Source organism: Frankia sp. CcI49 (assembly GCF_001983215.1).
Taxonomy (GTDB): domain Bacteria; phylum Actinomycetota; class Actinomycetes; order Frankiales; family Frankiaceae; genus Parafrankia; species Parafrankia irregularis.
Genome location: NZ_MOWP01000023.1, coordinates 68,896 through 86,749, shown reverse-complemented (window position 1 = coordinate 86,749; position 17,854 = coordinate 68,896). Strand labels below are relative to the sequence as shown.

The following is a 17,854-nucleotide window of genomic DNA, read 5'->3' as shown; positions in this document are numbered from 1 at the left end:
TCTACTGACTAGTCGGCGCCTGGCCCGGGTGGGTCAGGAAGCGCTCAGTCGGGCTCGGACGAGCTCGGAAACCCGCTTTCCGTCGGCTCGACCAGCCACTCGGGCCTGTGTGGCCTTCATCACCTGGCCCATGGCCTTCAGGTCGGTGACCCCGAGTTCCGCCAGCACACTGTCGACGATGTCGCGCAGCTCCTCGTCACCCAGCTGGCTTGGCAGGTAGGCGGCGAGCACCTCACCCTCGGCCTGCTCGCGGCTGGACTGCTCGGCCCGCCCCGCCGCGGCGAACGCCTCGGCGGCCTCCCGGCGCTTGCGAACCTCCCGGGCCAGGATCTTCTCGACCTCGGCGTCCCCGAGCTCCCGGGCGGCGTCCCCGGCCACCTCCGCGTCCTTCACCGCGGCAAGGGCAAGGCGCAGCGTCGAAAGCCGCAGCTCGTCCCGAGCGCGCATCGCGCCGGTGAGATCGTCGCGCAGCCGCTCCTTGAGTGTGCTCATGGTCATGAAGCCTATGGCCCGCCCGGGTCGGCAGCCACGCGGTTTTCCGGCGCGGGTCGTGGACGTCGCGAGGCAGTGCGCCGGGACGTCCCGTCACTGGGCGAGACTGGAGCGATGCGAGCGAGACGTGAGGGGAGCGCGGTGCGCCAGGCGTCCGCGGGGCGTCAGGTGCCAGGGCGAGCCCGCGCGGCACGCGGGCCGGGCCGGGCACTGCGGAGGGCCGCCGCCGTCGGCGCCGGAGCCGCGCTGTACGCCGGGGTATACGAGCGCACCGCGTACACGCTGCGCCGACGGGAGGTGCCCGTGCTGGCACCGGGGCGCCCGGACCTGCGTGTGCTGCACCTGTCGGATCTGCATGTGACCCCGAACCAGCGGGGCAAGTTCGCCTGGTTGTCGGATCTGGCCCGGCTGGTACCGGATCTGGTGGTGCTGACCGGTGACGTGCTCTCGTACCCGCAGGCGCAGGCGCCGCTGATCGCCGCGCTCGAACCGCTGTTCGCCTTCCCCGGGCTGTTCGTCCCGGGGAACAACGACTACTACACGCCGACGCTCAGGAGCCCGCACCATTACCTCAGGCGCGACAGCGCGCCGACGCGCCGGGGCGTGTCGCTCGACTGGGACGGTTTCGCGCTTGCTCTCACCACGGCCAGCGGCTGGCAGGAGCTGACGAACCGCCGGGCCTCGATGAAGATCGCGGGCCGGGTGCTGGACCTGCGCGGGGTCGACGACGCCAGGCTGCGCCGCGACCGGACCGCCCTGGTCGCGGGCCCGCCGGAACCCGGTGCCGAGGTGGCCCTCGGGCTCACCCACACCCCGGAGCCACATGTGCTGGACGCCTTCACCGCCGACGGGGTGGGCCTGATCCTCTCCGGGCACACGCACGGCGGGCAGATCCGGCTGCCGTACTACGGCGCGATCGTCACGAACTGCGGCATCGACCGGGCCCGCGCCTGGGGCCTGTCCCGGCACGAGACGGGGGGACGGAGCTCCTGGCTGCACGTCTCCGCCGGGCTCGGGACGTCCCCGTTCGCCCCGTTGCGGTTCAACTGCCGGCCGGAGGCGACGCTGCTGACCCTCACCGGCCGGCGCTGACTCTCCGCACCTGCTGGACGACAGAAGATTGCGCCCCCCGCCGCCACACCTACTTCGCCAGGTCTAGTACACTGAGCCACGGTCACGGGGTGTGGCGCAGCTTGGTAGCGCGCTTCGTTCGGGACGAAGAGGTCGTGGGTTCGAATCCCGCCACCCCGACCAGGTCAGGCCCGGTACTGAGAGATCAGTACCGGGCCTGATGTGCGTTTGGGAGCCAAATCGGCGAGATGGTTCCCAGCCCAGGTGCAGCCAGACCTCAGATACCCGTGCCTCGAAGTGGTCGTATGGGCCGAGCCCCGACGGAGAATGCAGTACGTTCGCGCCCACACGGGCAAGTAGAGGTGAGGAGGGTTCATGTCGTACGAGCCGAAGCTCGCAGCAGCGCTGTCCGGCGCGACGATGGCCCAGCTCTCTCGCTGGCGTCACGCCTCCGGCGCGGGAGGCGCCGTCCTCGTGCCGGAAATCTCCGCCACCCGCCCCATCCTGTATTCATTCAGGGATGTCGTCGCGCTCCGCACCTGCGTGCGCCTGCGTCAGGAGACCTCACTGCAACGGATCCGCCGCGCAGTGGACTCCCTCAGGGACGATCTCGGTGAGCGAGAGCACCTCTCGACCTACCAGCTCGTCACCGACGGTGGCACCGTATATCTGGCCGATCCAGACCATGCCGTCGATCTGATCGGCCGCAGGGGTGGCAAGGGCAACCTCGTCATCCATCAACTCGTCGATGTCCTGGCCCCGTTCTATCGGGACGGCCGGCACATTCCCGATCTGCTCTCCCCCCGCCCCGACGTCGCGGTGGATCCAGCCGTACGTGGCGGTGAGCCGGTGATCCGTGGCACCCGCGTCCCCGCCTCCGAGGTCGCAGCCCTGATCCGTGATGGAGTCGCACCAGCGCAGATCGCCGACTTCTTCCCAGGGGTGAGCGCCGAAGCTGCCCTCGAGGCAACCGATTTCACCGACTACGTCGACAGCTACATCGGAACGCCAGCCGGTGCGGGCCGAGGCGCCGCTTGAAGCTGCTGCTCGACGAGAACGTGCCGCGCCCCATGGCTGACATCGTCCGCATCCTGCTCCGGACTCACCAGGTCATACATGTCCACGACCTGCCCGGATGGGCTGGCACCAAAGACATCGAGCTGTACGAGAAAGCGCGCGTCGAAGGCTTTGAGGCAGTACTCACCAACGACACCAAAGCGTCTGGTCTCAGCGCTGCTTCTCGGCGTCGGAGAAGAGGAGCGTCGGCTCGGTGCGGATGTCGCGGCCGGTCTCGCTCTGGTAGATCCCGTTGACGCTGCCGAACCGGGCTTCGGCGTAGTCGAGGGTGAGGAGCTTGGCGGCCTGGCGGACCGACGCCTCGTCGGGGCCCTCGATCTCGAGGAAGGTCGGGAGGCCGGGCCAGGTGTCGAAGTCGAAGACGACCTCGCCGAGGCGCCACTCCTCGCGGTAGTTCTCCTGGTAGCCGACCTCTCGCACGCCGAGGCGGCGGAGGATCTCGGCGGTGGCCGCCAGGTCGGTCACCTCGGTCTCGATCTCGGTGGTGCCGTCGATCGTCGTGGCGTCGGTGACCTGCTTGAGGGTCAGGGTGATGCGGCTGCCCTCGTCGCGCAGGCGGATCCACGCGCTGTCGTCGAGGGTGCCGCCCTCGAAGATCTTCCGGGTCAGGAGGGTGCGCCCGAACGCCTGGACGGCGCCCAGGCCTGCCAGCTTCGCCTGGAGGTCCGCGACGTCGACGTCCAGGAACTTGGCTTCGTACTCGTGTTTCATGATTCCCATTCTCGGCCGTGGCCCGAGCGCGAGGGCCCTCGGCAGGTGTGGTGGTGGTCGGCCGGGGACCGCGTTGACATCGATGACCGCCCGCCCGCGGAGCGGCAGAGCGCGCGGTCCCTGTCTGGAGAAGATGCTTCTGGGGTGGCAGAATCAGGTTCCCGAAGGTGCGGGGCGAGGGTTCGCGCCCTCGTGCGTGAGATAGCGCGTCAATCGCGAGGGAGTCCTCATGAAAGCTGTCCGGGCCCGGGACGGTGCCGTGGCGGTCGTCGACCTGGATGAGCCGCCGGGGTCGGGTGAGTTGTTGACCATCGCATCCGCGAGCATCTGCAGTTCGGATCTCATGTACATCCGCTTTGGATTACAGCAGGTGATCGGTCATGAGCTGGCCGGTGTGCGCGAGGATGGCACCGGCGTGATCGTAGAGGCGATCATGAGCTGCATGGAGTGCGAGCTGTGCCGGACCGGGCGGTACAACCTCTGTGACACGCACCGCCAGCGGGCACTCGGAGCCACCGCCGACGGCGGGATGGCCGAGCAGTTCCGGGCACCGGCCGAGCGGCTCGTCCCGATCCCGGCCGGGCTCGACCTGCGCGACGCCTCCCTGGTCGAGCCGGCCTCGGTCGCCTGGCACGCGGTGCGGCTCGCCGGAACCGGGCCGGCCACCAGGGTCGCCGTCGTCGGCGCGGGCGCGCTGGGCCTGATGGCTGTCGCGGGAGCACGGGCGCAGGGTGCGCCGGAGGTGGCAGTGGAGGCCCGGCACCCGCACCAGGCGGAGGCCGCCGAGCGTCTCGGCGCGACCCTCGGCCCCGTCGGGCTGTACGAGGTGGTCGTGGAGGCGGCCGGGACACCGAGCGGCCTGGCACGCGCGATCGAGCTGGTGGCGCCGGGTGGCATCGTGGTGTGCATCGGCGTCCAGCTGGGCAAGGTCGAGGTCGACTGGGGAACTCTGTTCCACCGGGAGGCGAGGCTCCTGCCCTCGATGGGCTACTGCGCGCATGAGACCGGCCGGGAGATGGCCGACGCCGCCGCGATGCTCGCCGCCGACCCCGAGATCGCCCGGACCCTCATCACCCATCGCTTCCCGCTCGAAGACGCCGCGGAGGCGTTCCGCGTCGCGGCCGACCGCGAGGCCGGGGCACTGCGGGTGGTGGTGCAGCCGTGACGACGGTCGGCATCGCGACGGGGGCGGGGCGTGGCATGGGCCTCGCCTGCGCCCGGCGGCTCGCCTCGGCGGTCGACATCCTGCTGCTCGTGGATCGGGACCCGTCGATCGCCGCGGTGGCGGCGGAACTGGCCGCGACGAGCCCCGCCGCCGTGGAGGGATTCGTCCTGGACGTCACCGACACCGCGGGACTGGCCCGGCTGGCCGCGCGGGTCGGTGAGCTGGGCACGTTGCGCGCGGTCGCGCACGCCGCCGGGATCTCCCCGACGATGGCCGACTGGCGCCGGATCTTCACCGTGGACCTGGTTGCCACCGCGGCGCTGGCGCGTGCTCTGCGCCCGCTCACCACCGCCGGCACGGCCTCGGTCTACTTCGCCTCGATGGCGCCGCTGCTGGGGATCGCAGCCGGGCACCATGCCGCCGACGACGTCCTGGACGACCCGCTGGCCGAGGACTTCCTCGACCGGATCCACGCCGTGCTCGGCGAGCAGGTCGAGGACCCGGGCTGGGCCTACTCCTGGGCGAAGCGGGGCGTGCATCGTTTCGCCCAGCAGGAGGCGGTGCGGGTCGGCCCGCTCGGCGGCCGAGTCTGCTCGGTCTCCCCGGGCGTCATCGACACCCCGCAGGGCCGCCAGGAAGCCGAGCAGCACGGCAGCATGCAGCTGCTGGTCGACCGGACGCCGCTGGGCCGGCGCGGGCAGTCCGAGGACGTCGCCGACGTGGTCGCCTTCCTTCTCTCCTCGCAGGCCCGGTTCGTCAGTGGTATCGACGTACTGGTCGACGGCGGCGTCGTCGCGGCGGTTCGCGGGCCGGCCGTGGCGCAGGCCGGGTCACCAACCTGATCTGATCGGGGAGAGTTCAGATGCCAGCTGCAAACGAGCCCGTCGTGCGGGTCGAGACCCAGAACCGGGTCACGACGGTGACGCTCAACCGGCCGGCGGCGCGCAACGCGCTGAGCCGGGAGCTGTTACACCTGCTGTGGGACGCCGWCCTCGCGGCCGGGGCGGATCCCGAGGTGGACGCGGTGGTCCTCACCGGAGCGGACCCGGCCTTCTCGGCGGGGGTCGACCTCAAGGAGCTGTCGGGCGAGGCTCCGTCCACCACGCCGCCCAGGGAACCCGGCCAGGGGCAGGGGCGCTACGACAACGGGCTCTACCGGTTCCTGCCCGTCATCGACAAGCCGATCATCGGGGCGATCAACGGGGTCGCCGCGACCGGCGGCCTGGAGCTGGCCCTGCAGTGCACCTTCCTGGTCGCCTCCGAGCGGGCCCGGTTCGCCGACACCCACGCCCGCGTCGGCATCATGCCCGGGGGCGGCATCACCGTTCTGCTCGCGCAGTCGATCGGGCTTCGGCGAGCCATCGAGATGTCGCTGACCGGCAACTACGTGGCGGCACCGGAGGCGCTGCGCCTCGGCCTGGTGAACCACGTCGTGCCGCACGAGGAGCTGCTGCCGTTCGCGCAGCGGCTCGCCGGCGACATCGTCAGCAACGACGCGCGGGGTGTGCGCCGCCTGGTGGCGCACTACCGGCAGGTGGCGAACGCGGCGACGCTCGACGACGCGCACCGCGCGGAGGGGCTGCTGGCGGAGACCTGGCGCCCGGACACCAGCGACGTCGCCGCCCGCCGCGCGGCTGTCACCGAACGCGGCCGCAGCCAGACCCAGCCCGGAACATCACCGGCCTGACAGCGCCTCCCGGCCATCGCGGGAAGTGCCGTGGCGGCCGAAAGGCTGTGGCGGCTGGCGGTGCTCCGCGGAGCACCGCCAGCCGCCACCAGGCCCGACTCAGGCGGGAAGGGCGATCGTCTTGATCTCCAGGAACTCCTCGAGCCCGGCGATGCCGCTCTCACGGCCGATGCCGGACTGCTTGTAGCCGCCGAACGGCGCGTCCGGAGCGAAGTACATGCCGCCGTTCACGCTCAGCGTGCCGGTGCGGATCCTGCGCGCGACGGCCAGCGCCCGGTCGTCGCTCGCGCTGATGACCGCACCCGAGAGGCCGAAGATCGAGTTGTTGGCGATCTTCACCGCGTCGTCGTCGCCGTCGTGGGGGATCACGACGAGCACCGGGCCGAAGATCTCCTCCTGCGCGATCTCGCTGTCCTGGTCGACGTTCGCGAGCAGGGTGGGCTCGTAGAAGAAGCCCGGGTCGATCTTCTTGCCGCCGGCGACCAGCGTGGCACCGTCCGCGATCGCGCGCTGGACGATCGCGTCCACCTTGTCGCGCTGCTTCTCGCTGATCAGCGGACCCATGTAGGTCTCCGGATCGGACGGGTCGCCGACCTTCACGGCGGCCAGCATGCCGGTGACCTTCTCGACGACGGCGTCGTGCAGCTCGCGCGGGACGACGAGGCGAGAGGTGATCGCGCAGCCCTGACCGGAGTGGGAGCAGATCGTGAAGGCGGCCATCATCGCGGCCAGGTCGAGGTCCGCGTCGTCCAGGACGACCAGCGCGGACTTGCCGCCCAGCTCCAGGAAGGTCTTCTTCAGCGTGCGGCTCGCGACTTCCATGATCCGCCGGCCGACCGCGGTCGAGCCGGTGAAGGTGATCATGTCGACGTCCGGGTGCGTGGTCAGCACCTCGGAGGCCTCGACGTCCACGGCGGTGATGACGTTCACGACGCCGGCCGGGATGTCGGTCTCGTTGAGGATCAGCTCACCGAGCGCGAGCGCGAGCAGGGGAGTGTCCGGCGCGCCCTTGAGGATCACGGTGCAGCCCGCGGYCAGCGCCGGGGCCAGCTTCGCGAGGGCGAGCTGGGTGGGGTAGTTGTAGGCGACGATCGCGGAGACGACGCCGGCCGGCTCCCGCTCGATCCAGCGCTTGTTCGGCCGGCCGAACGCCTCGGCGACGCCCAGGTCCTGGGTGAAGGAGTACTCCCCGAGGAGATCCGCGTAGTACTTGACCAGGCCGATCGGTGAGCCCAGCGCCGGGCCGTCGGTGATCTGCCGCGGGTGGCCCACCTCGGCGATCGTCAGCTCACGGAACTCTTCCATGTGCTTGACGAGGGCCTCGTGGAGCTGGTTCAGACAACGGACGCGGAACTCGACGTTGGTCGACCAGTCCGTCTCGTCGAACGCGCGCCGGGCGGCCTTGACCGCCGCCGTGACCTGCTCAGGTGTCGCGTCCGCGGCCGTGCCGACGACCGCACCGGTGGCCGGGTTGATCGAGTCGACCGTCCGCTCGGTCTCGACCAGCTGCCCGTCGATCAGTAACCGCTTCACAGCCGCGCTCCTCGTTGATGTCAGTGATCACTACTGGCTCGCCCGGAGCCAGGGTGAGGTTCGTGATGTTCCGCGAGGTGCGCGTGGCGACCTCGGCGAACACCCGCGGTGTTCGCCGCATCGCGCCTGAAGATCCGCACCCCGACCTCTTTTCGTGAACGCGGGCCCAGAGGTGGACTGATCGGGATCACGGCACGGGAAAGCCGCGCTTGACCCGTTTGCGTCCCGACCGCTCTCGTCGCATTCGTGTCTTAATCCTACTTGCGCCGAATTCGGAGTCAACTGATTGGCCCGGCGGGGCCGGGACGGGCTGCCGGGCCGGAATTGATCAGTCGGCGGATCTTCTGCGGGGCGTCGTCAGGTCCCGCCTGGAGAGCGCCTGGAGAGCGGTGAGCTGCGCTCCACAGCCTGCGCTCCATGAGCGTTCCGCCAGGTCCGGTGGCCCGGCGGTCACCGCCAGGCCCGCTGGCCCGGCGGTGAGCGCGGCGGCGCCGGGGGACCGCCGCTGGGAAATCACCCTGATGTCCGCGGGAATCTCGCTGGCGGGTCCCGGTGTTAGGCGGATCCGGTGGAATACGCCGGCGGCACCCGGGCGGCTGAGCCGTGCGTCAACTTTTCGCGAAAATATTCCCGTATCGCATGTGGGGGCGTGCCGCAAGCGATCAGGCCGCGCGGAAGATATCGCGCCGATTGTCATGACCGGCGCACATCGCCGCGGCTGCCGCGGCCGGAGTTGCTTCTGGCAAGGCTTGCGGATTTTGGTCGCCGGAACGACCAAACTCCTCAACACTTCGAGCGGCGGCTTCGAGCGGCGGCGGACGGGGTCCGGCCGGGACCGCCACGTGAGCGGTCCCGGCCGGCGCGGTCGCCGGCGCCGGTCAGTAGGCGCGGGCGACGATGCAGACGAGATCGGCGTCGTCCGTGTCCGCGGACGGCAGCTCGCCGTCGGGGGTCTGCAGACACCGGACGGTCACGGACTCCTCGGCAAGCCGTGCCTCACCGTCCTCACCGACCAGCCGCCAGGGCAGCCGCGCGAAGCCGGTCCCGGCCGCCTCGACCGCCTCGGCGAGCGAGGTGACGTCCGCGGTGCGGGCCTCCCGAAGCTCCAGCGCCTGCGCGTAGATGGCTGCCTGCACGTCGTCGAGCAGTGCCGGCACCCGGCTGGCGACCTCGGTGAGCGGCACGGGGTGCTTCTCCCCGGTGTCGCGGCGGGCCAGCGTCACGTTGCCGGCGGCGAGGTCGCGCGGGCCGATCTCGACCCGGACGGGGATGCCCTTGAGCTCGGCGTCGGTGACCCGGCGGCCGAACGACAGCCCCGGCCGGGCATCCAGGCTGACCCGCACGCCGGCCGCGGTGAGCGCTTCGGTGATCTCACGGGCCTTCGCGACCACGGCCTCGTCGTCACGAACCGGCAGCACGATGACCTGGGTCGGCGCCAGTGCGGGCGGGATCCGCAGCCCGTTGTCGTCGCCGTGAGCCATGATCAGCCCACCGATCATCCGGGTCGAACTGCCCCAGGACGTCGTCCAGGCCAGGTGGCGGCCGCCGTCGGCGCCGAGGAAGTCGATGTCGAAGGCGCGGGCGAAGTTCTGGCCGAGCTCGTGGCTTGTGGCCATCTGCAGCGCCTTGCCGTCGCCCATCATCCCTTCGCAGGTCATCGTGTTCGTGGCGCCCGCGAAGCGCTCCTTGCGGGTCTTGGCGCCGACGAACACCGGCAGCGCGAGCTTCGAGACCATGAAGTCGCGGTACACCTCGAGGGCGATCCGGCGGGCGTAGGCGGCCGCGTCGGCCTCGTCCACGTGCGCGGTGTGGCCCTCCTGCCAGAGGAACTCGCTGGTGCGCAGGAACAGCCGCGGGCGCAGCTCCCACCGGACGACGTTCGCCCACTGGTTCAGCAGCAGCGGGAGATCGCGGTAGCTCTGCGTCCACTTGGCCATGTACTCGCCGATGACCGTCTCGCTCGTCGGGCGGACGACGACCGGCTCTGCCAGTTCCTTGCCTCCGCCGTGGGTGACGACGGCAAGCTCCGGGCTGAACCCCTCGACGTGCTCGGCCTCCCGGCGCAGGTAGCTCTCCGGGATGAACAGGGGGAAGTAGGCGTTCACCGCGCCGGCGGCCTTGATCCGGGCGTCGATGTCGGCCTGCATCCGTTCCCACAGCGCGTAGCCGTACGGCCGGATGACCATGGTGCCGCGGACCGGACCGTTGTCGGCGAGCTCGGCCTTGTCGAGCACGTCCTGGTACCAGCGTGGGAAGTCGGTGGAACGGGGGGTGATAACAGCCACGTCGTCCACGATATTGCGTCGTCCCGGCGGAACGACGGACGCGGCCCGCCCCCCGTGGACGGGCCGGTCCGGGCGGATCAGCGGATCAGCAGATCAGTGGATCAGGGGCTCGGCAGGCCGAGGGATCAGTGGATCGACGGTCAGCGTGCGGCGGCGGTCTCCCCGTGGCCCGGGTGCCGCGGCTCCCGGAAGACGAGCGAGAGATCCACGTCGCCGTGGTGGCTGACGAGTGACGCGGTCGGCGGGACCAGGATCATCGCGCTGGTCAGGTCGGCCGCCGTCGCGCCGGGGGCGAGGATCAGTTCGTGCTCGACGTTTAATCCGGACCGCACCGTGACGACCTCCGCCAGCGACGGCGGCGGGCCACCGGATACGGGTCTGGGTTCCGGCATGAGCTCGCCGGTGTCGACGGTGTTCATCGTGCGGGCTGCCTTCCTGTGGCTGGCGGTCACCGATTTCGGCGGGGCGGCACGCGTGGGGCTCACCAGCGGGGCTGGGGGTTCCGCGGGGGATGCCCTGTGTCGCGGCCGTGCTGCGCTGCTGTGCTGCGCCGTGCAGCGTCGGGTCGCGCTGGGTCGTTGACCACTTGGCGTGTTTCCGGGCGTACCTGAAAACACCTCCCCGACTCAGTGGACGCGACCCGATGACTCTTCGGGCGCGACCCAATGCTGTCAGCTACCGATCTCTTGCTTTGTAGCAAACGATCGCTCGACGAGGAAGGCAAGGGTCTATCTGTGGTCAGAGCTGGACGTCCGGTGACGCAGGACGAAAGTCCCGTTCGGCTGTGTGATCAGACGTCCGATTGATCCGTTCACTACGGGTTGTGGGCGGTGTGCAGCAGATCGTGTCTGGCCGTGGTCTCGTGAACGGGAGGTGGCCGCGGCCCACGAGCTCGGCGTCCCCCGTAGTGAATTCGGTGTCCGCCTGGATGACCTGCCCTCGTCCACGGGGTCGCATCGAAAGTGATTTACATCACAGGATGGGGTGTCCGGTGTGTGCTGGCGGCGAGTTCCGGTGTCGGGTTGGCGCTGTTGCACGGTGTTGCTGGTGCGCGATGTGAGTGTCGGGAAGTCCGGCCGGACGGGTCGCCAAAACACTGAGGGGCCGACGATCGTGGCACCGAGTCATCACCCAACTACCTTTGGTGTCCGCGGTGTGGGTGGCGGCACACCTGGCGGGACGGGCAGTTCGGTACACCGAATGTGTTCCGGTTGGAGTGCGGTTCATGTTCGCCGACGTTCACCGTTCGTTCATCCGGCCTCGCTTCGATTCTCGCCGGCACCCCGAACGGGGGGCGGGACCAGATCGGCGCCGCGAGGCGCGAAGACGAAGGATTGCTCGTGAACCTAGGCAAGCGTCAGGTAGTCGCGGGCCTTGCCGCCGCGGCACTGCTCTCACTCGCCGCGTGTGGCTCGGACGACAACAGCGAGCCGGATACGACGGGCGCTGCTCCGTCCTCGGCGGCCACCACCAGCCCGATCGACTGCGCCACCGGGTCGATCACGGGCGGCGGCTCGTCCGCGCAGAAGAACGCGATGGACGAGTGGGTCAAGGCGTACCAGGACGAGTGCAGCGGCGCCACCATCAACTACCAGTCCTCCAGCTCGGGGACGGGGCGTCAGCAGTTCATCGACAAGCAGGTTGCCTTCGCCGGCTCGGACTCCGCGCTGAAGGACGACCAGAAGACCAAGGCGGACGCGCGCTGCACCGGCGGTGCCGCGGTTGACATCCCGATGGTCGTCGGCCCCATCGCCGTCATCTACAACCTTGACGGTGTCAAGGACCTGCAGCTGAAGCCGGCCACGGTCGCCAAGATCTTCTCGGGTGCGATCACCAAGTGGAACGACCCGGCGATCGCCGCCGACAACAGCGGCGCGAGCCTGCCGGACGCCCCGATCCAGTCGGTGCACCGTTCCGACAGCTCGGGCACCACGGACAACTTCAYGAAGTTCCTGAAGGGCGCTGCGTCCGCCGACTGGACCTTCGAGGGTGGCTCCGACTGGAAGGCCCCCGGCGGCCAGGGTGCCAAGGGCAGCGACGGCGTGACCTCCACGGTCAAGTCCACCGCCAACGCGATCGGCTACGTGGAGCTCTCCTACGCGGAGAACGCGGGTCTGTCCACCGCCAAGATCGGTAACGCCGCCGACGAGTTCGTCGCGGTGAGCACCGACGGTGCCTCGCTGGGCATCAGCACCGCCAAGGTTGCCGACGGTGACGACCTCAAGCTCACCTTCGACTACGCCACCGCCACCAAGGGTGCCTACCCGATCTACCTCGCCAGCTACGAGATCGTGTGCACCACTGGCAACGACGCCGCCGCCGCGCCGCTGCTGAAGAGCTTCCTGACCTACACCGCCTCCGAGGACGGTCAGGCCGCCATCGCCGACCTCGGCTACGCGCCGCTGCCGGACAGCATCGCCACGAAGGTGCGCGCCGTCATCGAGAAGATCGCCTGATCAACATCCCGGCGTGACGCTCTAACAGCACATCACTTCCGCGGCCGGGGCCCTGACGCCCCGGCCGCGGAAGCCGTGGTTCTCCGGGCCGTCGTGGGTCCACGGTCGCTGGTCATCGGTTGTCGATCACCGTTTCCAGGCCGTGATTCGTGCGTCGACCCCTGAGGGAGGAAGAGTCGAGGTAGGTAGGGATGACGACGGAGCCGGACAGCCCGGCAGACGCCGGGACGCGGGGGACCGGTTCTCAGACCACCCCGGCCGCGACGGAGCCGAGTGTTCCCGCGCAGCCGACCGCTGAGAAGCCCGACGAGGTGTCCACCGACGTGACACCCGGCGAGGCGGTCAGCGAGACGCCCAGCGAGGCGGTCAGTGAGAGCGAGGCGGTCAGCGAGACCGCCGCGGCCAGCGACAGTACGGCAGCCAGCGTGAGCGCGGCGATCAGCGCGAGCGCGCCGGTCAGCGAGAGCGCGCCGGTCGGCGAGACAAAGGGGGACCTCACCCCCCGCGAGATCTCGCCGGAGTCGGGCGCCAAGCCGAAGATCGGCCTTGCCGACACCCTTTTCAAGAACCTGACCAGGACGGCGGGCATCGGCCTGCTGGTCCTCATCGGGCTGATCGCGCTGTTCCTGGTGCTGAAGGCCTGGGACGCGCTGAGCGCCAACGAGGGCAACTTCTTCACCACCGAGGAATGGTCGGCGAACGACACGCCGCCCGTGTTCGGTGTGGCGGCGCTTCTGTTCGGCACGTTGCTCTCCGCGGTCATCGCGCTCGCCATCGCGATTCCGGTGGCGGTCGGCATCGCTCTGTTCATCACCATCTACGCGCCCCGCAGGATGGCCTCCGCACTCGGCTACGTCGTGGATCTGCTCGCGGCGGTGCCCAGCGTCATCTACGGCCTCTGGGGCCTGCTCGTGCTCGCCCCGCACTTCAACGGGACGCAGATGTGGCTGAACGACTACTTCGGCTGGATCCCGCTGTTCGATGTCGGCGAGGGCTCGGTCGGCCGGTCGGTCTTCCTGGCGAGCGTGGTTCTCGCGATCATGGTTCTTCCCATCATCGCGGCGCTTTCCCGTGAGGTCTTCCTGCAGGTTCCCCTCACCCACCGGGAGGCCGCGCTCGCACTCGGCGCGACCCGCTGGGAGATGATCCGGACTGCGGTCATCCCCTACGGCAAGCCCGGTGTCATCAGCGCCTCCATGCTCGGCCTGGGCCGCGCGATGGGTGAGACGATCGCAGTCGCCCTGGTCCTTCCCTCCACCTTCAACATCTCCTGGAACATCCTGAAGCCGGCGGGCAACACGATCGCGGCGAACGTCGCGAACGGCTTCGGCGAGGCCAACGACATCGGCCGCGGCGCGCTCATCGCGTCCGGTCTCGTGCTGTTTGTCGTCACAATGGTGGTCAACATGATTGCTAGGGCCGTCATCGCGCGGCGTCGCGAGTTCTCGGGCCGAGCGGCATGACGGCCACGACCATGCCGGCCGCCCCGGCCGAGCACCACTCGCTGAACCTGCGTGGGCAGACGCTGCGGACGCCCGTCCTGGGCGCCATCGCGGTCGGCGCGGTGGCCCTCACGGCGCTGCTGTATCTGGTGACATCCATCCACAGCCGGATCCAGTTCGTCCTGATCGTGCTGCTGCTTTTCTCGATCGGCCAGACCATCGCCTCCGTGCTGGTGGAGGGCAGCCGACACGCCCGGGACCGCCTGGTCACGACGCTGGTCTACGGGTCCTTCCTGCTCGCTCTCATCCCGCTGGTCGCGGTGCTGGTGTCGGTCATCGAGCGCGGTGCCAAGCGCCTCGACCTGGATTTCCTGACGCACTCGATGCGCGGCATCGGTGCGCGGGACGCCGGTGGCGGTATCTACCACGCAATCATCGGGACGCTGGAGCAGGTCGCGCTGGCCAGCCTCATGGCGGTGCCCTTCGGCCTGCTCGTCGCCGTCTACCTCGTCGAGTACGGAACGGGTCGGGTCAGCCGGGCGATCAGCTTCTTCGTCGACGTGCTGACGGGTCTCCCGTCGATCATCGCCGGTCTGTTCGTTCTCGGTTTCTGGATTCTGGCGCTCGGCCAGCCGTTCACCGGTTTCGCCGGCTCGCTCGCCCTCACGATCCTGATGGTTCCGGTGGTCGTGCGCTCGGCCGAGGAAATGCTGAAACTCGTGCCGGACGAACTGCGGGAGGCCAGCTACGCGCTCGGTGTGGCCCGCTGGCGGACGATTCTCAAGATCGTGGTTCCGACCGCGCTGCCCGGAATCGTGACCGGTGTGATGCTGGCGGTCGCTCGTGTCGCCGGTGAGACGGCTCCGCTGCTCCTCACGGTGTTCGGTGACAACTCGATCAACATGAACCCGTTCGACGGTGAGCAGTCGGCTCTGCCGCTGTACATCTACTCGCAGGCAGGGCAGCCCCAGCAGGTCGCCATCGACCGGGCCTGGGCCGCGGCACTCACTCTGATCATCATCATCATGCTGCTCAATCTGATCGCTCGGTTCGTGGCGAGCCGCGCGAAGGTCAAGTAGCCCCTGATGGCCGTCGTCACCCGCCCGGGGAACCCGGTGCCCGCCGCACTGCCGAAGAACCCGTCGAGAGCAACGAACCGACCGACCGCACAACCAGCTGAGTCGAGGTAGCAATGGCCACCCGTATCGAGATCTCGGGCCTGACCGCCTACTACGGGAAGTTCAAGGCCGTAGCGGATGTGAACCTGACGATCGAACCGAAGAGCGTCACGGCCTTCATCGGGCCGTCCGGGTGCGGGAAGTCGACCGTTCTGCGGACGCTGAACCGTATGCACGAGGTCCTTCCCGGTGCCCGGGTGGAGGGCCAGGTGCTCCTGGACGGCGAGGACCTCTACGGTCCCGGCGTCGACCCGGTCAACGTGCGCCGCAACGTCGGAATGGTCTTCCAGCGTCCCAACCCGTTCCCGACGATGTCGATCTACGAGAACGTCATCGCGGGCCTGAAGCTCAACGGCGTGCGCAAGAAGTCGCTGCTCGACGAGCGGGTCGAGGAGTCGCTGAAGGGCGCGAACCTGTGGGACGAGGTCAAGGACCGCCTCAACCGGCCCGGCGCGGGCCTCTCCGGCGGCCAGCAGCAGCGGCTGTGCATCGCCCGTGCCATCGCGGTCGAACCGCAGGTGCTGCTGATGGACGAGCCCTGCTCGGCGCTTGACCCGATCTCCACGCTGGCGATCGAGGACCTCATCCAGAAGCTCCGGTCCAGCTACACCATCGTCATCGTCACCCACAACATGCAGCAGGCATCCCGGGTGAGCGAGACGACCGCGTTCTTCTCCCTGGAGAAGACGGGGGACCCGGGTCGGCTCGTGGAGTACTCGACCACGTCGCAGATCTTCAGCAACCCGAAGGAGAAGCGGACCGAGGACTACATCTCCGGGCGGTTCGGCTGAGGCCCTCCGGGGTTCCCGGATCTGCGGAAGCACAGGCGGCGGCCGGCTCCCTGGGGGCCGGCGCGCCGATCCTGGCGGAGCCCGATCCCGGCCGCCGTCCGCTGCTGCTCATCGCGGACAACGAGGCGGACGACGAACTGCTGCCCGCGCTGCGGGACCAGGGGATCGAGGTCGCCGTCGTCGCGGACGGGGCGCTGGCGCTGGTGGAGATCGGGCGCCTCGCACCGTCCGCGGTGCTTCTCACCGCGAACCTTCCGGTTGTCGATGGGGTGACCGTGGTCCGGACGGTCCGCTCCGCGCAGGCCCGCACCACCACGCCGATCCTGTTCGCGGTCGGCCCGGATGAGCGTGAGCAGGCGGCGGCCGCCCTCGAGGCCGGGGCGACGGTCTGCCTGGGCAAGCCCTTCCGGATCCACGAGGTTCTCGCCATGGTCGGCGCCGTGGGCGGGCCGGCCGGCCTGGGCGCGGCAACGACCATGGCCGCCGGCACCGGCGGCGGGGCTGGGACTGGGGCGGGGGCGGCCGTACCGGCCCAGACCGGGCCCGTAACCGGACCCGTCCCGTCCGCCGTCGAGCGTTCCGAGGTGCTGCGCTCCGGCCCGGTCGTGCTGGACGTCGACGCACACGAGGTGACCGTCGACGGCCGCACCGTGCACATGCCGCCGCGGGAGTTCCGGCTGCTGCGGCTGCTGCTCGGGCACGCCGGCCGGGTGGTCACCCGGGAGATGCTGCTCACCGAGGTCTGGGGATCGCCCGACACCGACCCCAACACGCTGGCCGTGCATGTCCGCAGACTGCGCCGCAGGCTGGGAGATCAGAGCGCCCCCGAGCCGCCGGCAGGGCCGTCCGCCGGCCGGTCGACCGGACGAGTGCTCGGCGAGACCCGGCCGCCGTTGATCGAGAGCATCCGCGGCATCGGCTACCGCTTCCGCGCCCACCCCAGCTGAGAGCTCCGGAGCCGGAGAATTCCGGAGCGGTGGATTTTCGGAGCCGGAGAATTTCGGGGCGCGCAGCGCCGGCTCAGGTCGGAAGTGCGTAGACGCCTGGCCCGCACCGCACGACGAGACCGTCGGCGAGCAGGCCGGCGAGGGCCCGGCCACGCTGGACGGGCTCGTCCCACACCTGGTCGAGCAGCTCCTGCTCGACGGGTCCGGTGGCGTCGCGGAGCACTGCCAGCAGCCGTCCGCGGACCTGCCGATCTGTGCCGGCGTACCCCTGCGGACGCCGTGCCGGGGCGTCGGAGGGCGGGCTGCCGGCGGCCAGCCACCCGCAGCGCTCCTGCACGGGGCACGCCGGGCAGCGGGGCGCCCGCGCGACGCAGACCAGCGCACCCAGCTCCATGAACGCCGCGCTGGCCCGGGCCGCGGTCTCCGGATCCGCCGGCAGCAGGTCGGCGACCAGCTCCAGGTCCCGCCGGGACACCGCCGTCGGGCCGGCGGCGGTGCCCTCCACCGCCCGGGCGACGAACCGCCGGACGTTGACGTCGATCACCGCGTGGCGCTGCCGGAAGGCGAACGCGGCGACGGCCCGCGCGGTGTAGGTGCCGACGCCGGGCAGGGCCAGCAGGTCATCCAGCTGGTCGGGAACCGCACCGCCGTGCCGCTCGACGATGGCACCCGCCGCCTGATGCAGCCGCAGCGCGCGGCGCGGGTAGCCGAGGCGCCCCCATTCCCGCACGGCCTCGCCGGATGGTTCGGCGGCGAGCCCGGCGGGGGTGGGCCACCGCCGCAGCCAGGTCTCCCAGACCGGCAGGACCCGGTGCACAGGGGTCTGCTGCAGCATGATCTCGCTGACGAGCACCCCCCACGGACCCGCCTCCGGGTGGCGCCACGGCAGGTCCCGGGCGTGGGCGCCGAACCAGTCCACGACGAGGTCCGCGAGCGCGGGGTTCGCGGGCGACTGGCCGGTGCCCGGTGGGGCCGCACCCGCGGTCATTGGCGTCGTTGTCGTCATCGACGCCATCGTG

Annotated in this window: 17 protein-coding genes and 1 tRNA gene; 12 read left to right on the top strand and 6 right to left on the bottom strand. The window is 70.2% G+C overall.

Annotation, left to right across the window (positions count from 1 at the left end; genetic code table 11):
- Positions 1 to 33 precede the first annotated feature (33 nt).
- Positions 34 to 492, bottom strand: coding sequence for a GatB/YqeY domain-containing protein (locus CcI49_RS21000; RefSeq protein ID WP_054569036.1), 459 nt, complete (start codon positions 490 to 492; stop codon positions 34 to 36).
- A 114-nt stretch (positions 493 to 606) separates the two neighbouring features.
- On the opposite strand from CcI49_RS21000, the gene CcI49_RS20995 reads away from it, so the two are divergent.
- From CcI49_RS20995 to CcI49_RS43480, 4 genes are all read left to right on the top strand, one after another.
- Positions 607 to 1,584, top strand: coding sequence for a metallophosphoesterase (locus CcI49_RS20995; protein WP_241840171.1), 978 nt, complete (start codon positions 607 to 609; stop codon positions 1,582 to 1,584).
- 85 nt (positions 1,585 to 1,669) lie between these two features.
- A tRNA-Pro gene (locus CcI49_RS20990) sits at positions 1,670 to 1,746 on the top strand.
- Between the two features lie 192 nt (positions 1,747 to 1,938).
- Positions 1,939 to 2,601, top strand: coding sequence for a DUF433 domain-containing protein (locus CcI49_RS20985; protein ID WP_054569038.1), 663 nt, complete (start codon positions 1,939 to 1,941; stop codon positions 2,599 to 2,601).
- Complete coding sequence (locus tag CcI49_RS43480; protein ID WP_277872745.1) at positions 2,598 to 2,876, top strand: DUF5615 family PIN-like protein; 279 nt, start codon at positions 2,598 to 2,600, stop codon at positions 2,874 to 2,876. Before CcI49_RS20985 ends, CcI49_RS43480 begins: the two co-directional genes overlap by 4 nt.
- On the opposite strand, the gene CcI49_RS20975 is transcribed toward CcI49_RS43480, so the two are convergent.
- Entirely contained in the window at positions 2,791 to 3,351 is a 561-nt protein-coding gene (locus tag CcI49_RS20975; RefSeq protein ID WP_054569040.1) for a class IV adenylate cyclase, read from the bottom strand. The two genes, CcI49_RS43480 and CcI49_RS20975, sit on opposite strands and share 86 nt — an antisense overlap.
- Before the next feature lie 229 nt (positions 3,352 to 3,580).
- Here CcI49_RS20975 and CcI49_RS20970 point away from each other — a divergent pair, with 229 nt between their 5' ends.
- The 3 genes from CcI49_RS20970 to CcI49_RS20960 are packed head-to-tail and all read left to right on the top strand — an operon-like array spanning position 3,581 to position 6,203.
- Complete coding sequence (locus CcI49_RS20970) at positions 3,581 to 4,516, top strand: alcohol dehydrogenase catalytic domain-containing protein (protein ID WP_054569041.1); 936 nt, start codon at positions 3,581 to 3,583, stop codon at positions 4,514 to 4,516.
- Positions 4,513 to 5,358: an SDR family oxidoreductase gene (locus CcI49_RS20965; protein ID WP_054569042.1), complete on the top strand. Its 846-nt coding sequence runs from the start codon at positions 4,513 to 4,515 to the stop codon at positions 5,356 to 5,358. Before CcI49_RS20970 ends, CcI49_RS20965 begins: the two co-directional genes overlap by 4 nt.
- Before the next feature lie 20 nt (positions 5,359 to 5,378).
- Positions 5,379 to 6,203: an enoyl-CoA hydratase gene (locus CcI49_RS20960; RefSeq protein WP_076828796.1), complete on the top strand. Its 825-nt coding sequence runs from the start codon at positions 5,379 to 5,381 to the stop codon at positions 6,201 to 6,203.
- 99 nt (positions 6,204 to 6,302) lie between these two features.
- On the opposite strand, the gene CcI49_RS20955 is transcribed toward CcI49_RS20960, so the two are convergent.
- The 3 genes from CcI49_RS20955 to CcI49_RS20945 all read right to left on the bottom strand — a co-directional run bounded on the left by CcI49_RS20955 (position 6,303) and on the right by CcI49_RS20945 (position 10,440).
- Positions 6,303 to 7,736: an aldehyde dehydrogenase family protein gene (locus CcI49_RS20955; RefSeq protein WP_076828794.1), complete on the bottom strand. Its 1,434-nt coding sequence runs from the start codon at positions 7,734 to 7,736 to the stop codon at positions 6,303 to 6,305.
- 878 nt (positions 7,737 to 8,614) lie between these two features.
- Positions 8,615 to 10,021, bottom strand: coding sequence for a proline--tRNA ligase (gene proS / locus CcI49_RS20950; RefSeq protein ID WP_076828846.1), 1,407 nt, complete (start codon positions 10,019 to 10,021; stop codon positions 8,615 to 8,617).
- 140 nt (positions 10,022 to 10,161) lie between these two features.
- Positions 10,162 to 10,440 (bottom strand): hypothetical protein, encoded by a 279-nt coding sequence (locus CcI49_RS20945; protein WP_006540221.1) that lies wholly within the window; start codon positions 10,438 to 10,440, stop codon positions 10,162 to 10,164.
- A gap of 921 nt (positions 10,441 to 11,361) precedes the next feature.
- Between CcI49_RS20945 and pstS the strand changes: the two genes are divergently transcribed.
- The 5 genes from pstS to CcI49_RS20920 all read left to right on the top strand — a co-directional run bounded on the left by pstS (position 11,362) and on the right by CcI49_RS20920 (position 16,835).
- A complete protein-coding gene (gene pstS / locus CcI49_RS20940) occupies positions 11,362 to 12,477 on the top strand; it encodes a phosphate ABC transporter substrate-binding protein PstS (protein ID WP_076828792.1) in 1,116 nt (371 codons plus the stop codon).
- 191 nt (positions 12,478 to 12,668) lie between these two features.
- A complete protein-coding gene (pstC, locus tag CcI49_RS20935; protein WP_054569046.1) occupies positions 12,669 to 13,940 on the top strand; it encodes a phosphate ABC transporter permease subunit PstC in 1,272 nt (423 codons plus the stop codon).
- On the top strand, positions 13,937 to 14,998 hold the full coding sequence (gene pstA / locus CcI49_RS20930) for a phosphate ABC transporter permease PstA (protein ID WP_076828789.1): 1,062 nt from the start codon (positions 13,937 to 13,939) through the stop codon (positions 14,996 to 14,998). The genes pstC and pstA overlap by 4 nt, the downstream gene beginning before the upstream one ends.
- 113 nt (positions 14,999 to 15,111) lie before the next feature.
- Positions 15,112 to 15,888 carry a phosphate ABC transporter ATP-binding protein PstB gene (gene pstB, locus CcI49_RS20925; RefSeq protein ID WP_054569048.1) on the top strand — a complete coding sequence of 259 codons (777 nt, stop codon included), beginning with the start codon at positions 15,112 to 15,114 and terminating at the stop codon, positions 15,886 to 15,888.
- Positions 15,885 to 16,835: a response regulator transcription factor gene (locus CcI49_RS20920; protein ID WP_083473584.1), complete on the top strand. Its 951-nt coding sequence runs from the start codon at positions 15,885 to 15,887 to the stop codon at positions 16,833 to 16,835. The genes pstB and CcI49_RS20920 overlap by 4 nt, the downstream gene beginning before the upstream one ends.
- Before the next feature lie 73 nt (positions 16,836 to 16,908).
- Here CcI49_RS20920 and CcI49_RS20915 read toward each other — a convergent pair whose 3' ends face one another.
- The gene (locus CcI49_RS20915) at positions 16,909 to 17,850 is read right to left on the bottom strand and encodes an A/G-specific adenine glycosylase (RefSeq protein WP_054569050.1); all 942 of its coding nucleotides are present in this window, start codon (positions 17,848 to 17,850) and stop codon (positions 16,909 to 16,911) included.
- Positions 17,851 to 17,854 lie beyond the last annotated feature (4 nt).

Excerpts from the sequence above, each read along its gene's own strand:
- CcI49_RS20995 (WP_241840171.1), top strand. The coding sequence starts at position 607 with ATGCGAGCGAGACGTGAGGGGAGCGCGGTGCGCCAGGCGTCCGCGGGG.
- CcI49_RS20985 (WP_054569038.1), top strand. The coding sequence starts at position 1,939 with ATGTCGTACGAGCCGAAGCTCGCAGCAGCGCTGTCCGGCGCGACGATG.
- CcI49_RS21000 (WP_054569036.1), bottom strand. The coding sequence starts at position 492 with ATGAGCACACTCAAGGAGCGGCTGCGCGACGATCTCACCGGCGCGATG.
- pstC (WP_054569046.1), top strand. The coding sequence starts at position 12,669 with ATGACGACGGAGCCGGACAGCCCGGCAGACGCCGGGACGCGGGGGACC.
- pstA (WP_076828789.1), top strand. The coding sequence starts at position 13,937 with ATGACGGCCACGACCATGCCGGCCGCCCCGGCCGAGCACCACTCGCTG.
- CcI49_RS20915 (WP_054569050.1), bottom strand. The coding sequence starts at position 17,850 with ATGGCGTCGATGACGACAACGACGCCAATGACCGCGGGTGCGGCCCCA.
- CcI49_RS20970 (WP_054569041.1), top strand. The coding sequence starts at position 3,581 with ATGAAAGCTGTCCGGGCCCGGGACGGTGCCGTGGCGGTCGTCGACCTG.
- CcI49_RS20945 (WP_006540221.1), bottom strand. The coding sequence starts at position 10,440 with ATGAACACCGTCGACACCGGCGAGCTCATGCCGGAACCCAGACCCGTA.
- CcI49_RS20975 (WP_054569040.1), bottom strand. The coding sequence starts at position 3,351 with ATGAAACACGAGTACGAAGCCAAGTTCCTGGACGTCGACGTCGCGGAC.
- pstB (WP_054569048.1), top strand. The coding sequence starts at position 15,112 with ATGGCCACCCGTATCGAGATCTCGGGCCTGACCGCCTACTACGGGAAG.